14 protein-coding genes and 1 pseudogene are annotated in these 14,258 nt (G+C 40.9%); 8 read left to right on the top strand and 7 right to left on the bottom strand.

Annotated elements, in window-relative coordinates; translation table 11 throughout:
* Nucleotides 1-141 precede the first annotated feature (141 nt).
* Nucleotides 142-843 (top strand): MFS transporter, encoded by a 702-nt coding sequence (locus FTU17_RS07695; protein ID WP_180135040.1) that lies wholly within the window; start codon nt 142-144, stop codon nt 841-843.
* A 3-nt stretch (nt 844-846) separates the two neighbouring features.
* On the top strand, nt 847-1,527 hold the full coding sequence (locus FTU17_RS07700) for a hypothetical protein (protein ID WP_180135041.1): 681 nt from the start codon (nt 847-849) through the stop codon (nt 1,525-1,527).
* A 57-nt stretch (nt 1,528-1,584) separates the two neighbouring features.
* Here FTU17_RS07700 and FTU17_RS07705 read toward each other — a convergent pair whose 3' ends face one another.
* The gene (locus FTU17_RS07705; protein WP_180135042.1) at nt 1,585-2,439 is read right to left on the bottom strand and encodes an SDR family oxidoreductase; all 855 of its coding nucleotides are present in this window, start codon (nt 2,437-2,439) and stop codon (nt 1,585-1,587) included.
* Between the two features lie 115 nt (nt 2,440-2,554).
* Here FTU17_RS07705 and FTU17_RS07710 point away from each other — a divergent pair, with 115 nt between their 5' ends.
* The 4 genes from FTU17_RS07710 to FTU17_RS07725 all read left to right on the top strand — a co-directional run bounded on the left by FTU17_RS07710 (nt 2,555) and on the right by FTU17_RS07725 (nt 6,141).
* Nucleotides 2,555-2,929, top strand: coding sequence for a helix-turn-helix domain-containing protein (locus FTU17_RS07710; RefSeq protein WP_078191873.1), 375 nt, complete (start codon nt 2,555-2,557; stop codon nt 2,927-2,929).
* Nucleotides 2,930-3,142: 213 nt separating this feature from the next.
* Complete coding sequence (cgtA, locus tag FTU17_RS07715) at nt 3,143-4,357, top strand: Obg family GTPase CgtA (protein ID WP_180022810.1); 1,215 nt, start codon at nt 3,143-3,145, stop codon at nt 4,355-4,357.
* 40 nt (nt 4,358-4,397) lie between these two features.
* Nucleotides 4,398-5,531 carry a glutamate 5-kinase gene (proB, locus tag FTU17_RS07720; protein WP_078190202.1) on the top strand — a complete coding sequence of 378 codons (1,134 nt, stop codon included), beginning with the start codon at nt 4,398-4,400 and terminating at the stop codon, nt 5,529-5,531.
* Nucleotides 5,532-5,622: 91 nt separating this feature from the next.
* Nucleotides 5,623-6,141, top strand: a complete 519-nt coding sequence (locus FTU17_RS07725) for a GNAT family N-acetyltransferase (protein WP_180135043.1) — start codon at nt 5,623-5,625, stop codon at nt 6,139-6,141.
* A gap of 57 nt (nt 6,142-6,198) precedes the next feature.
* On the opposite strand, the pseudogene arsH reads toward FTU17_RS07725, so the two are convergent.
* The 6 genes and pseudogenes from arsH to FTU17_RS07755 all read right to left on the bottom strand — a co-directional run bounded on the left by arsH (nt 6,199) and on the right by FTU17_RS07755 (nt 10,421).
* Nucleotides 6,199-6,903: pseudogene (gene arsH, locus FTU17_RS07730) on the bottom strand (arsenical resistance protein ArsH).
* Between the two features lies 1 nt (nt 6,904).
* Nucleotides 6,905-7,945, bottom strand: a complete 1,041-nt coding sequence (arsB, locus tag FTU17_RS07735; RefSeq protein ID WP_180135044.1) for an ACR3 family arsenite efflux transporter — start codon at nt 7,943-7,945, stop codon at nt 6,905-6,907.
* Nucleotides 7,946-7,947: 2 nt separating this feature from the next.
* Nucleotides 7,948-8,421: an arsenate reductase ArsC gene (locus tag FTU17_RS07740; RefSeq protein ID WP_180135045.1), complete on the bottom strand. Its 474-nt coding sequence runs from the start codon at nt 8,419-8,421 to the stop codon at nt 7,948-7,950.
* The gene (locus FTU17_RS07745; RefSeq protein ID WP_180135046.1) at nt 8,418-8,747 is read right to left on the bottom strand and encodes a metalloregulator ArsR/SmtB family transcription factor; all 330 of its coding nucleotides are present in this window, start codon (nt 8,745-8,747) and stop codon (nt 8,418-8,420) included. Before FTU17_RS07745 ends, FTU17_RS07740 begins: the two co-directional genes overlap by 4 nt.
* 202 nt (nt 8,748-8,949) lie before the next feature.
* Nucleotides 8,950-9,546 (bottom strand): undecaprenyl-diphosphatase, encoded by a 597-nt coding sequence (locus FTU17_RS07750; protein WP_180135047.1) that lies wholly within the window; start codon nt 9,544-9,546, stop codon nt 8,950-8,952.
* Nucleotides 9,547-9,719: 173 nt separating this feature from the next.
* Nucleotides 9,720-10,421: an SIMPL domain-containing protein gene (locus FTU17_RS07755; protein WP_180135048.1), complete on the bottom strand. Its 702-nt coding sequence runs from the start codon at nt 10,419-10,421 to the stop codon at nt 9,720-9,722.
* Nucleotides 10,422-10,905: 484 nt separating this feature from the next.
* Here FTU17_RS07755 and FTU17_RS07760 point away from each other — a divergent pair, with 484 nt between their 5' ends.
* Both FTU17_RS07760 and FTU17_RS07765 read left to right on the top strand, forming a co-directional pair.
* Complete coding sequence (locus FTU17_RS07760; protein WP_180026310.1) at nt 10,906-12,279, top strand: diaminobutyrate--2-oxoglutarate transaminase; 1,374 nt, start codon at nt 10,906-10,908, stop codon at nt 12,277-12,279.
* A gap of 3 nt (nt 12,280-12,282) precedes the next feature.
* On the top strand, nt 12,283-13,815 hold the full coding sequence (locus tag FTU17_RS07765; RefSeq protein WP_180135049.1) for an aspartate aminotransferase family protein: 1,533 nt from the start codon (nt 12,283-12,285) through the stop codon (nt 13,813-13,815).
* Nucleotides 13,816-14,258 lie beyond the last annotated feature (443 nt).

The raw sequence follows: 14,258 nt of genomic DNA on the forward strand, positions 1-14,258 counted from the left end.
CCGACTAAAATATTCAAGTTTTAAGTTAATGAAATTATTAAAGAAATAAATACAAAAATTGCAAACTGGTTTGGGTAATGTGTTCAAAATAAAGCGGTAAAAATAAAAAAGCAAAAGGAATTTAGTTTTCAAGCAAAGCACATGCTCAGTGGATTGGCATTTATTGTGTTTGCTGCACTCTGTGGTGTACTCATCGCCATTTGGGTGTTTAAGCACTTTAATATTTATATCCCGCTAGAAAATCAGAACGTTAATATTGACCTGCAAGAGCCATTACAAGCTGAAGTCAAAATTCATGATGCCTTGGATGTGGACGTGACAGGGCGGGTGAATGCTGAAATTCCGATACATGAAAATTTAAATATTCCCTTAACTCAAACGCTGACACCACGGGTGTATTTTGATAATCAAGTTCCGATCAAGACCACGATTCCAGTGCGTGAAACTTTGAAAGTGAATCAAAACCTTCCTGTGAATACCAAAGTGAAAGTCAGAGTCATGGGGCAGGATGTGACATTGCCACTCAAAGGTGATATCCCAATTCAATTGGATATTCCAGTGCATATTAATGTGCCTTTAGAGCAAAAAGTACATTTAAAGTTTGATGCACCAGTCAAAACCGTGCTGAAAGAAAACCTACATATTCCACTGAATGCAAATTTAAAAACCAACATTCCTATTGAAGGTAATTTAAATGTTCCAATTAAAACGGCATTAAAAGCGACAGTGGATGTGCAAAAAACGTTGCCGGTTCAAATTAAAAAGGGTGAATTGGTGATTCCACTAAAAACAATGCGACTCAACAGAGAGCATGCCAAAACTGAAGCGAAAGCTCAGGAGTAAGCCATGTGGATATTTCAATCGGCGAAGCGCATCATTTTGAGTTTTATCGCAGTTGCGTTATTGGTTGCGGTACTATTTTGGTTGTATTTAAATATTTATGCGTCGATGCAAGTACGTGCAAAAAATCCTGATATTCAATTGTCGCATTCACTACCCACTAAAATTTCCGTTGGCAATTATTTGCAAACGCAGTCTATTGGGACTCTGGATACGCAGATTGCTTTAGATCGGAAGCTGCAACTACCCTTGAAGGGAAAATATCTGGCAGATTTGCAGTTTAGTGTAGAGGTTCCGATCTCTGTGGATATTGATTATTCTACCAATATTCAAATTAACCAGACGATGCCGCTTGAGGCGACCACGGATTTGGTGATTAAAAATAAACTCGTGCCGAAATTTCCGTTAAAAATGGATATTCCTGTCAAGTTAGATGTGCCTTTTCATTTGAAAAGAACCTATAACATTCCTATTCGAATTAATTTTAATGGCCCTGTGTATTTTGAGTTTAATGAAAAAGTCGATTTGCATGTGGTACATCAGTTTGCACCACATCTAAAACTTAATGACCCGATGACCATGCGAAAAATCGCAACCTTTAATGCCACGATGTATAACGTAGAGCGTAATACCAAGGCAAATTTAGATATGAATATGGATTTGCCGATAAAAAATGTACATCCATAATTCAGATTCAAATCAAAAAAAGCCCGAATCAATTCGGGCTTTTTTTGTGGTTCGATCTTATTTTAAAGCAGCTTCAACAGCACTGCGTAAAGTAGTGGTTGGGTGACCGAGTAACTGTTCCAAGTCCTTACGATCACTTTGCATTGCACCGTCAATGCTGTTGATATCAGCATCGACGATCACATCTATAAGACCAGCAGATAAGCCCACTTGTAATAGACCTTGTGTATAGTCTTCAGCGGTTAGATTTTGATAGTGAACATTTTGACCTGAAACTTGCTGTAGGGTTTCAGCAAGCTGTGCCAAAGTGAAACTGTCTGAGCTTGCAAGTTCATAAGTTTTATTCTCATGACCAGCGCTTGTAAGTACTTTTGCAGCAGCTTCAGCATAGTCAGCACGTGTCGCTGCATTAATTTTTCCATCCTTTGCTGCACCAAATAAGGTACCTGTTTCAACCACATGCCCTACAGCGGCAAGATAGTTTTCGACATACCAGTTATTTCGTAAGAAGGTATAGGTTAAACCACTAGCTTGAATCAGACTTTCTGTTTCACGATGTTCTTGAGATAAACCCAATGGTGACGTATCTGCACGTAACAGGCTGGTATAAGCAAGATATGGAACTTTCGCTTCTACTGCAGCATCAATTACGGCTTTGTGTTGTGGAGTACGCCGACCAATTTCATTGGCAGAAATGAGTAATAATTTATCGACACCTTGTAGTGCAGGAACCAGTGTATCTGGTTGATCATAGTCAAAATGACGAAGTTCGATGCCTTGAGCTTGTAGAGATGCTGCTTTTTCTGTCGAGCGAACTAAAGCGATGATGTTTTCGGCTGCGGTTTCTTTCAATAAAAATTGAAGGACCAATTGGCCTAGTTGACCTGTTGCACCTGTAATTGCGATTTTCATATTTAAACCCTCTGATTGTTGAATAAATGATCTTGATGGTTGAATCTTAATCTGTTAACTTACTAAATGTAAGTACGTACCAAAAAGTAAGTTAGTGACTTTGAGGAAAGATTTAATGAACACATACGCTACAAGTAAATTATTAGGTCAAGTTTTATCCACAGATTGTCCATCTCGAGAAATATTGGAACATCTCACCAATAAATGGTCAGTATTAGTTTTACGTTGTTTGACTGAAGGGGTACACCGTTTTAGTGAACTTAAGCAGCGGATCGAAGGGGTGAGCGAAAAGATGCTGGCTCAAACGCTGAAAATGCTCGAGCAAGATGGTTTTATCTTAAGGACAGTCTATCCAGTTGTGCCACCCAAAGTTGAATATCAACTGACTTTAATGGGCTCACAGGCTGCAGAAAAGTTAATGCATCTGATTGGTTGGGTTGAACGAACATTGCCTGAAATTATTGAAGCCAAGGAAAATGCACGTAAATAGCTTTCAGAAATGGGGAGTGAAATTCGTTTGCCATTTATCAAAGGTATTTTGATGATGAGCTAAAGATTTTCGAGCGATGTGCGGATTTTCCTAAAAATTTGCATCAGCACCAAGATGAATGAAATTTATAGTATTGCTGAATAATATTGTTCGAGAAATTCTTTAAAATATGGCAGAATAAGCGGTTTTAAAGTTTTTAGAGGATTGGCAAACATGCGCTTTGTTGATGAAGCAGTCATTACCGTAGAGGCTGGCGACGGTGGCAATGGCGTAGCCAGTTTTCGCCGTGAAAAATTCGTACCATTTGGTGGTCCAGATGGTGGTGATGGTGGTCGTGGCGGTAACGTATACGTTCAAGCCGACAACGACACAAGTACCCTAGTAGATTATCGTTATACACGTAAATTCCGTGCAGAACGTGCTAAAAATGGTCGTGGAGCGAACTGCTCAGGCCGTGGCGGTGAAGATACCGTATTGCTCGTTCCAGTGGGCACAACAATTGTAGATACAGAATCTGGCGATATCATCGGCGACTTAGTGGCTGACGGTCAGCGTGTGTTAGTGGCAGCAGGTGGTGAAGGTGGTTTGGGTAATACTCACTTCAAATCTTCAACCAACCGTTCTCCACGTAAATGTACACACGGCTCAAAAGGCGAATTTCGTGAAATTCGTCTTGAATTAAAAGTACTCGCAGACGTTGGTTTGTTGGGTATGCCAAATGCGGGTAAATCAACCTTTATCCGTGCAGTTTCAGCAGCAAAACCAAAAGTTGCAGATTATCCATTTACCACTATGGTGCCAAATCTAGGTGTGGTTGATGCCGATAGTCACCGTTCATTTGTAATGGCGGATATTCCGGGTCTAATCGAAGGGGCTGCAGAAGGTGCAGGTCTAGGTATTCGATTCCTGAAACACTTGGCTCGTACACGTATTTTATTACACATTGTAGATGTTCAACCGATTGATGGTTCTGACCCTGCGTACAATGCAAAAGCAATTTTGGAAGAGTTGAAAAAATTCTCCCCAACACTTTCAAAATTACCTGTTGTATTGGTACTCAATAAAGTAGACCAATTGGCGGCTGAAACGCGTGATGAATGGTGTGATCACATTCTCGAAGAGTTACAGTGGAAAGGCCCTGTATTCAAAACTTCAGGTTTAACGTTTGAAGGTACTAAAGACGTTGTGTACTACCTGATGGATCAAATTGAAGAACAGCGCGAACGCGAAACTGAAGATCCTGAATATGCTGCAGAAGTTAAAGCATTCCGTGATCAGCTTGAAGCTGAAACACGTGAGCAAACACTTGCTGCGAAAGAAGCATATCGTGAAATGCGTCGTCAACAACGTCTGGCAGGTCAAGGTGAAGACTTTGATGATGAATTTGAAGACGGTGATGATGAGGCAGAGTCGTACTACGTACGTTAATTGCTGAATAAGTGTCAAAGCAAACAAGTCTGAGGACAAGATGATAGAAGTGGTAGATGGGCAACGTCAGCTCAAGGGTTGTAAACGTATCGTTGTTAAAATCGGATCATCACTACTCACAGCAAACGGAAAAGGGTTAGATCTGGATGCAATCTCGCATTGGGCGGGACAAATTGCAGAACTACACAATGCAGGACACGAGATCATTCTTGTGTCTTCCGGTGCTGTGGCTGAAGGGATGGTACGTATGAATTTGGACAACCGACCCACAGATCTACCCAGTCTACAGGCTTGTGCTGCCATTGGTCAGATGGGCTTAATTCATACTTGGTCTAGCGTATTAGAACAACGTTCGATACGCACAGCGCAAGTTCTGTTAACGCATGATGACTTGGCAGACCGTCGTCGCTATTTGAACTCTTGTGATGCTTTGCAGCATTTGATCGATTGGCGTGTGATTCCTGTGATCAATGAAAATGACACAGTGTCGACTGACGAAATCCGCTTTGGCGATAACGATACTTTAGCTGCGATGGTGGCTGGACAGGTTCATGCAGACCTCTTGGTGATTCTAACTGACCAAGAAGGTATGTTCGACTCTGACCCACGCTCCAATCCAGACGCAAAACTGTTCCATACAGTACGTGCAATGGATGAATCATTATTCGATATGGCGGGCGGCGGCGGTAAATTCGGTCGTGGTGGTATGTTGACCAAAGTTCGTGCGGCACGTTTGGCAGCCAAGTCAGGTTGTCCAACAGTGATTGCGAGCGGCGATAGCGACAATGTACTTTCACGTGTGATGGCAGGTGAATTACTCGGTACCTTATTCATTACGGATAATGACCGTGTCACAGCTCATCAACAATGGTTAGCTGCACATTTACAAACAGCGGGTCGTTTAGTAATTGATGATGGCGCAGTCAAAGCCATTCGTGATAATCACCGCAGTTTATTACCTGTCGGTGTGAAAGCGGTTGAAGGGCATTTCGAACGTGGTGATGTGGTGGAATGTGTCGATACACAAGGTCATCGTGTTGCCGTAGGTCGTGTAAACTTCAGTTCACGTTCGGCAGAAATCGTTAAAGGTTTGGCCTCAGATAAAGTTCATCAAGTTTTAGGGGAAGCCCGATCACTTGAAATGATCCATCGCAATCATATGTCGATTTACTAAATTGAAAGATCAAAATCCTGCTTCCGAGCGGGATTTTTTATGGCATGCCATTTGAATATAACGATAAAAATAGTAATAAGACGAGAAGAATATGAGCGAAATTCAATATTTAAACATTCAAGATCTAAAAGATGAGCAGGCTCAACTGTGTGAATTATTGGCCCAATGTGTGCAAGATGGTGCATCACTGGATTTTTTAGCAGAAGAATCTAAGTCGCACTATGATGAATATTGGTCTGCTGTGGCAAAGGATATTCAAAAGCATAAAACCTTTTTGTGGGTGGCGCTGCAAAGCGGTGAAGTTGTGGGCACAGTACAATTGGTTCGTGCCACCAAAGCCAATGCGCTGCGTCGTACTGAGATTGAAAAACTTATGGTGCATCCAAAGGCACGTCAAAAAGGCATTGCTCATCAACTATTCACACTTGCAGAAGATCAAGCAAAACATTTGAACTTGAAATTACTTGTACTTGATACGCGTACAGGCGATGTCTCTGAAAAGCTATATGAAAAATTTAACTTTATAAAAGCTGGGATCATTCCGCAATTTGCATTGAGCCATACAGGTACAATAGATTCAACGACATTATTTTATAAATTATTAGTTTAAGTTGAAACGGATGGATATTTTAGACCAAAACTCCTGCACAGATGCAGGAGTTTTTCATTAAAGGTTCTTTTGATTAACTCGTTTAGAGAGTTCTTCCGCACTTTCAACTCGTTCAGAATAGCGATCTGTGAGGTAGGCAGATTGACCACGTGTGAGTAGGGTAAATTTGTATAATTCCTCCATCACATCGACAATGCGAATGTAATAGGAGGAAGGTTTCATGCGATCATTTTCATCAAACTCTAAAAATGCTTTTGCAACAGAAGATTGATTTGGAATCGTGATCATCCGCATCCAACGCCCAAGGATGCGCATTTGGTTAACAGCATTAAAAGATTGCGAACCACCACTGACTTGCATTAACGCCAGCGTTTTACCTTGAGTAGCACGAATGGCACCTGCCGCTAAAGGAATCCAATCAATTTGTGCTTTCAATATAGAGCTCATCGCACCATGTCGTTCTGGCGAACACCAAACCATGCCTTCTGATCATGTAAGCAATTCATGTAATTCCTGAACTTTGGGATGTGATGTTTCAGCATCTTCAGGCAGAGGAAGACCTTTAGGATGAAAGATTTTGACTTCTGCACCAAAATGTTCAAGGATTCGACCCGCCTCCAATACCGTTAAACGGCTAAATGAGCGTTCACGGTTGGAGCCATAGAGCAGCAGGATGCGTGGCGGATGTTCAAGTGCTTTAGCTTGAACTTGCTCAAAACGCGGTGTTTCAAGTAAATCAAGTTGAATATTGGGGAGCTTCATTTTAGTTCTCTTTATACCATTTGCGTTTTAACCATAGCGATACACTCACTAATGCAATAAGCACAGGCACTTCAACCAATGGGCCAATAATCGTGGTAAATGCAATCGGAGATGCAATGCCAAAGGTGGCGATGGCAACAGCGAGGGCAAGTTCAAAATTATTACCTGCTGCTGTAAAGGATATCGCAGTGGTTTTGGCGTAGTTATTGCCCATCCATTTGCTCATCAAAAAGCTAATGAAAAACATCACCACAAAGTAGATCGTGAGGGGAATGCCAATACGCAGTACATCCATCGGAAGGCTCACGACATCTGCACCTTTGAGGCTAAACATCACCACAATGGTAAAGAGTAATGCGATTAAACTGATGGGGCTGATTTTGGGTATAAATTGATTTTTATACCAATCCAGACCTTTTTGTTTTACCAATATGGCACGCGTCAGGAAACCGAGCAGGAAGGGAATACCTAGATACACCAATACTGCATGTGTGATGGTCCAAAAGCTGACTTGGATCACTTGTGCTTCGATACCAAAATATGGCGGTAAAAAACTCAAAAAGAACCATGCGTAGGTACTAAAAAATGCAATTTGGAAAATACTGTTAAATGCCACTAAAGCCGCAACGTATTGGTTATCCCCGCAAGCTAAATCATTCCAAACCAGAACCATTGCAATGCAACGTGCTAAACCAATCAGAATCAAACCGGTCATGTATTCAGGGTAGTGTTGTAAAAACACGATCGCCAAAATAAACATCAGGCAAGGTGCGATTAACCAATTTTGAACCAGTGATAGGTATAAGGTACGTTTATCTTTAAACACTTCAGGCAGCGCTTTGTAATCCACTTTGGCCAAAGGCGGATACATCATCAGGATTAAACCAATGGCAATCGCAATATTGACATCACCGATATTGAGTTGATTTAAAGCTCTTGAAGCACTTGGAATATAGACGCCAATCGCAATGCCTAGCCCCATTGCGATAAAAATCCACAGCGTGAGGTTTCGGTCGAGAAATGACAGTTTTTTAGCAGTCATTATTATTGAATCTCTGAAATTTTCTCAATCTTTAAACGCAGTTCTTCATTGGATAGCGCTGAAAAATCCAGTTGAAATAAAGCATCAAGGCGACGATTAATGTGTGCGACAGTCTCTAAGAATGCCTCAAGTTTGACCGCTTCAGTCGCATCTAAATGTGAAGGATCTTCAAGTCCCCAATGTGATTTAATGGCTGAGCCAAGAAAAATAGGACAGGCTTCTTGCGCAGCAGATCCACAAACAGTAATCACCACATCAGGTTCGAATTGCTCACATTCCGCAATCGTTTTACTGTATAAACCTTCGGTGGGTAAATTTAAGTTATTGAGGGTTTTGAGTGTGAGCGGATGTACGTGTCCACTAGGTTTGCTTCCTGCGCTATAAGCATGAAAACCTTCTGGTGCTCGGACATTAAATAAGACTTCGGACAAAATGCTGCGGCAACTATTGCCCGTACATAAAAATAGAAAATTCATAGTGATTCACAAAGGGTCGTATTACTTTTTGAGGTGTTTAAATTGAGGTCTTTAAAGCGTTCTTGATGGCGCATGACCTCAAGAATTTGTGTGCACCACGCTGGGAGCGTAGGATGAATCGAGTAATACACCCATTGGCCTTTACGTTGATCACTCAAAACACCAGATGAGCGTAGTAGCGCTAGATGGCGTGAAATTTTGGGTTGGCTTAATTGAAGTGATTCGGTGAGTTCACATACGCAGAGTTCACCTTTGCATGCCAATAACATGACGATATTTAGTCGAGTTTCATCGGCAAGTAATTTGAAAAATTCAGTCTGTTCCATGTCTATCTATACATATGGATTAGCATATATATTTACATATGAATATATAGATGTCCATATGTATAAAGGTTTTATCTAAATCTAAATTTAAAAGTTTAATGATGATTATGTGATTTACGATATTTTAAAAAACTGATTTATAAATCTCGTATTTTAGAAACATCCTCAAAGATGAGGATGTTTATTTTCAAGTGTAAGTGCTTTATTCAATCCATCCCCGTCGAATTAATGGTTTCATTAGAAAAGTATGCATATTCAATATGTAATACATAATCTTATGTTGGTGTTTCCACCAAATAGGCAAGCCTGCCAAATTTATGAAGAGAGCAATAAAAAAAGCACCGAACATATCAATAGGAAAATGTACGCCCACATACACGCGAGACCATGCTACAAGCAATGCCACCCAAATCAGTATACGACCCAAATCGCGTTTTAATGAAAAATAGTATGAGAACGCAATACCACTAAAAATACTCATGTGATTACTGGGAAAAGAGCCTGTAGGATCATGTTGTATTAAAGTTTGACCTACATCAATTACAAAGGGGCGAGGTGTGTGCAATATTGCGGATAAAATCTCACTTATACACAGTGTCACTGCGGTAAAGAGCGCAGCTTTTACAATTGCTGTTTTTGTTTCAATCTGTCCAAACAACCATGCGAAAGCAAAGATAATTAAAAATATGTAAATCAGATCATGTGCGATAAATTGAGCGAAAGTCATCATTAGTGTTGATGCATGCTCGGGCACATTTAATAAATAGTAAAGGTCAAGATTGAGTTGTTCGATAGACATGTTGCTTAAGGGGGAATAAGACAGTTGGCTAATGTAATCCTCTCGTGGCTAAAGATATAGCAAGGAATTGTAAAAATTAACGAAATAAATAAGCGCTTTGTTGAAAAGCAAAAAAGCCATCAAAAGCGACTGCTTATTTGATGGCTTTTTGATGCTAGGGCATGAACACTCAATTATTTAAACTGTATGGTGCCGTTGGCATTTACAGTGATTTTAGACTCGCCACCCGCCATTTCCTGTTCTGGAATTGCATCAGCTGCTGCAGCTTTCATCATGGCCATACGTGGTACAGGCTGACCACCATAATTGCTGGTATTTAAATTGATATTCACCAAGTTATAGCCTGACTTATTCCACGCTTGTGACAATGTTTGCGCGCGTTGTTGGAAGTTTTTAGAGGCTTCAACCATGAGTTCATTTTCAACTTTTTTACGCTGTGCATCTGACACACTAAAGCTGATGGATTGAGTTTGGAAATTTTGTTGTAACTCGCTCACCAATTGGCTAGCAGTTTTAAAGTCAGTACTTTCTAAACGAACTTCAGCACGACCACGCCATTCTTTCAATTTACGACTGTCATTGTCATAAATCGGGTAGGTGCTTTGAGATCCCGTTTCGATTTTTACCGCAGGGTATTTACGGGCTGTGTTCACCGCTTGGGTCATCAATTGGTTGATTTGGGTAGCAAGTTCAGCCGGTTGTTTATTTGATTTTTCAATATATAAAACGGCATACATTTGGTCGTTCGACACTTGGCGAGTAGCATCCGCCTGAATGTTCACGATGTTGTAATTGAGTGGGTCAGCTGCTTGAGTTGCTGCTGCCAAACCTAGACTGGATGCTAATAAAACAGTAGATAAGATAATTTTACGCATTGTTATGACCTATTCTTCTTTCAGAATGACTAATTTAGCTTATGCTGTTATCTTAAAAGGTGATTATGATGGATTAAAGGAAAATCTGTGGTGGGATTGTAAATCTTTCAAGAAAAATAAATGTAGTGCTTGATGAATATTTATTTAAATAATCAGTACTTAGTTGTTTTAATAATTGAAGATTACAATAATCATTCATAAGTTGTAAAAAAGCATAAAATAAAAAGGTTTTCTTTGTTTTGTCACACTGTAAGATGATAATTCAAGATATCCATGGAATAGATCTGTTTTTTCTCAAAATTATCTTTTTATTTGATCATAAAAGTGATTTATTTTCTTGAAAAAGTCTGTATCATCCGCCTCCTAGTTAGCCCATACTCAAAGAGCTTTTAAAGCTAACTAGAAACTCATAAAGCACCGAGTCAAAGGACCGCAAGTCACCCGACTTATTTCTTTCAACCCATATCAGAGATGGTAATTCGATATGAGCGTTTCTTCTGTAAACCCTGCCACTAATTCTACTAACGAATACTATTTGACTCGCCAAAGCCAGATGGAATCCAATGTTCGTAGCTATCCGCGTAAACTTCCACTTGCGATAGCAAAAGCTTTAGGTTGTTGGGTTACTGATGTTGAAGGTACAGAGTACCTCGATTGTTTAGCTGGGGCAGGAACATTGGCATTAGGCCATAATCATCCTGCGGTAATTCAAAGTATCCAAGACACGCTTGCAAGTGGCCTCCCATTGCATACTTTGGATTTAACAACGCCTTTAAAAGATGCTTTTACTGAAGCACTACTTGAGCAATTACCTGGTGGTAAAGAAGAGTATTGTCTACAGTTCTGTGGCCCGTCTGGTGCAGATGGTACAGAAGCAGCAATTAAATTAGCAAAAACTTACACAGGTCGTAGTTCAGTAATCAGCTTCTCAGGTGGCTACCATGGTATGACTCACGGTTCTTTAGCAATGACAGGTAACTTGTCTGCTAAAAATGCTGTGAACGGCTTAATGCCGGGTGTTCAATTTATGCCGTATCCGCATGAATACCGTTGCCCATTAGGCATTGGTGGTGAAGCGGGTGTTGATGCATTAACGTATTATTTCGAAAACTTCATTGAAGACGTAGAAAGTGGTGTAACTAAGCCAGCAGCTGTAATCTTGGAAGCAATCCAAGGCGAAGGCGGTGTAGTGACTGCACCTGTAAAATGGTTAAAGAAAATCCGCGAAGTGACTGAAAAGCACAACATCGTGTTGATTCTTGATGAAGTACAAGCAGGCTTTGCACGTTCAGGTAAAATGTTTGCCTTTGAACATGCGGGTATCGAACCTGATGTTGTGGTGATGTCTAAAGCAGTTGGTGGTAGTTTACCGCTTGCAGTATTGGGCATTAAACGTAAGTTTGATGCTTGGCAACCCGCAGGTCACACGGGGACATTCCGTGGTAACCAACTTGCAATGGGTACAGGTCTTGCAACCATCAAAACCATCAAAGAACAAAACTTGGCTCAAAATGCACAAGAGCGTGGTGATTTCTTACAAGCTGAAATTAAAAAATTAGCTGTAGAATTCCCATGTATTGGTAACGTGCGTGGTCGTGGTTTGATGATTGGTGTTGAGATTGTTGATGAACGTCAAAAAGCAGATCACATGGGTTCTTTACCAGGTGATTCTCAATTGGCAGCAGCAATTCAAGCAGCATGTTTCAACAACAAATTGTTGTTAGAAAAAGGTGGTCGTAACGGTACAGTCATTCGTTTACTTTGCCCATTGATCATTAACCAAGCTGAATGTATTGAGGTGATCGTTCGCTTCAAGAAAGCACTTGCTGAAGCACTTGTTGCAACCCGAGGCGCATAAGTCATGGTAGATTTTGCAGAACATCGTAAAGCGTTATTCTGCAATGATGCACAATCCATTGCTGACTATCAGTCAGCAATGGGCGAAGCGGTAAAAGCCGTTTCTGCATGGTTGCAAAATGACAAAATGTACACCGGCGGTAGCATTAAAGAGCTTCGTAGTGCAATTGCATTCAATCCTTCAAAAGAAGGTATGGGTGTACAAAAATCACTAGACCGTATGGTTGAGCTTTTCTTAAACAAAAGCTTAAAAGTACATCACCCACATTCTTTAGCGCACTTGCATTGCCCAACAATGGTAACAAGCCAAATCGCTGAAGTGCTCATTAACGCGACAAACCAATCGATGGACTCATGGGATCAAAGCCCTGCAGGTTCATTGATGGAAGTTCAGTTAATTGACTGGCTTCGCCAAAAAGTTGGCTATGGTGCAGGTCAAGCAGGTGTATTCACCTCTGGCGGTACGCAGTCTAACTTGATGGGCGTTTTGCTTGCACGTGATGCATGTATTGCTAAAAACTGGAAAGACGAAAACGGTAGACCGTGGTCTGTTCAGCGTGACGGCGTACCTGCGGAAGCAATGCGTAACGTCAAAGTGATCTGTTCTGAAAACGCACACTTCTCTGTGCAAAAGAACATGGCCATGATGGGTATGGGCTTCCAATCTGTAGTGACTGTTCCTGTAGATGCAAATGCACGCATGGACATGGATGCACTTGAGAAAACCATGGCGCACCTTCAAGCTGAAGGTAAAATCGTCGCATGTGTAGTTGCAACTGCGGGTACAACCGATGCAGGCGCAATTGACCCATTGAAAGAAGTTCGTGCAATCACCAACAAATATGGCGCGTGGATGCATATCGACGCAGCATGGGGCGGTGCACTGATTCTTTCAAATGACTATCGTTCAATGTTAGACGGTATTGAACTGTCTGACTCAGTAACGCTTGATTTCCATAAGCATTACTTCCAAACGATTTCATGTGGCGCATTCTTGCTGAAAGATGAAGCGAACTATCGTTTCATGCATTATGAAGCTGAGTACTTAAACTCTGCTTATGATGAAGAGCATGGCGTTCCGAACTTAGTGTCTAAGTCACTACAAACAACTCGCCGTTTTGATGCGTTGAAATTGTGGATGACAGTTGAAGCACTAGGTGAAGAGCTATACGGTTCGATGATCGATCACGGTGTAGGTCTTACACGTGATGTTGCAGATTATATTACTGCAACTGACGGTCTAGAAATGTTGGTTGATCCACAATTCGCCTCTGTATTGTTCCGTGTAATTCCTGAAGGTTACCCAACAGAATTACTCGATACACTTAACCAAAACGTGGCTGACGAATTGTTTGCACGTGGTGAAGCGAATATTGGTGTGACTAAAGTTGGTCAAGTTCAATCATTGAAAATGACGACTTTAAGCCCAGTAGCGACTTTAGATAACGTGAAGAATTTGCTTGCTCTTGTGCTTGCAGAAGCGGATCGTATCAAAGGTCCAATCGCTGAAGGTACATATACTCCTGCAATTGACTAATCATCATTTTGTAGGTGTAGAAGAAGGAGCTCATTTGAGCTCCTTTTTTTTAAATGAAAAGGCGCTTAATTTATTACATGGCCACAATTTTTCATTGAAAGATGATAGTTTACTGCGTAGGCAGATTGTTACTTTGAGGGATCAAAGTAACTAAAATCCTTCTCAGGGAAAAGGTACTTCCATGTGACCATTACCTTATAGTGACATCCCTGTCGCCAGTCGCGATAGTCATTGATGTTTATCATTTGATGAATGAGATACCACAATATTTATAACCAATATAAGGCTTGTAAAGGAGTTTCCCTCTCCTTGTAGGCATAGGTATCTACACATTTTTTATAAATTGAATGCGATCTGAGCAATCGCATTCAGCTCATCAGACGAATACTCTGACAACAACTGAAGAGTGTTCAATAGTATTGAAAGCCCTGCCAGTATGGCAG

It is taken from the genome of Acinetobacter sp. YH12070 (genome assembly GCF_013419625.1).
GTDB classification, from domain to species: domain Bacteria; phylum Pseudomonadota; class Gammaproteobacteria; order Pseudomonadales; family Moraxellaceae; genus Acinetobacter; species Acinetobacter amyesii.